This window comes from Photorhabdus sp. P32, assembly GCF_038085095.1.
GTDB classification, from domain to species: domain Bacteria; phylum Pseudomonadota; class Gammaproteobacteria; order Enterobacterales; family Enterobacteriaceae; genus Photorhabdus; species Photorhabdus luminescens.
On the sequence record NZ_JAZGJN010000082.1, the window covers coordinates 1 to 928 of the forward strand.

The following is a 928-nucleotide window of genomic DNA, read 5'->3' on the forward strand; positions in this document are numbered from 1 at the left end:
TATAAGAATTGAAATAAGAAACAAGGCCATTCTTTAGCATCGACCAGAATTTAACCTCCAGCTCTTTATTATAATTATCTCTGTTTGATAATCTTAAATAATACTCATTAATCTTTAAGTTAATATTATTAATTATATTGTTTATTTAACAAATCAGATAATTAGTTTTAGTTAATTTAAGACACTTGCTAGGTGTTGCTATCTTTTCCTTAATCAGATTAATATTATTATGAATTTCTTTTTTCAACTCAGAAATTAATTTATAAAAATTATCCTTATCAAGAAACCTCTCATCTAGATTAACCTGCTTTAATGTATTAAAAATATTATCACACTTAAATTGATATGAAGTAAGTTTTTCCTTTATTGAATTTATTTTTTTATCATATGTGTCATTGAATATTTTATTTATCTCTAATCCAAAATCGATTGGAATAATGTTCTGACAAAATGGACACTTATTATCACTAAGACTTAAATAATCCAATCCTTTCTTAACCCAATCAGAGTTATTTAAATTGGTTATGAGAGCTGAAAGATATGAATCGTTAGTACCTAATATTATCTCATTAAATATTTCATCAGTTTCAATTTTACATATATAATTATCAATTTCAGTGCAATAATTTAGTAAATTTACATCATTAGAGAATAATTCACTTACTTCTTTTTCTAAAGAATAACATGATATGTCTTGTTGTATACCCGTGCTCATTGAAACTGCTTGATTTTCGCCCAAATGAGGTTCATGGTATCCGTCATGAAAATATTCATTACCGATGAACAAAAAGCCGAACTTGAACACCTCCATCACACTTGCCGTGATAAGCGGGAGTGTGATCGCATCAAAGCGGTCCTGCTGGCCTCTGAGGGCGCGAGTACTGGAATGAACACGCAGACCCTCCGCCTCCAGGACAGACCCGTTGAT

1 protein-coding gene and 1 pseudogene are annotated in these 928 nt (G+C 30.0%); one reads left to right on the plus strand and one right to left on the minus strand.

Annotation, left to right across the window (positions count from 1 at the left end; genetic code table 11):
* Positions 1–145: 145 nt before the first annotated feature.
* Positions 146–811, minus strand: coding sequence for an AAA family ATPase (locus V2H77_RS00335; protein WP_341497217.1), 666 nt, complete (start codon positions 809–811; stop codon positions 146–148).
* Here V2H77_RS00335 and V2H77_RS00340 point away from each other — a divergent pair.
* Positions 761–928: pseudogene (locus V2H77_RS00340) on the plus strand (IS630 family transposase); the annotation flags it as partial. The gene V2H77_RS00335 and the pseudogene V2H77_RS00340 sit on opposite strands and share 51 nt — an antisense overlap.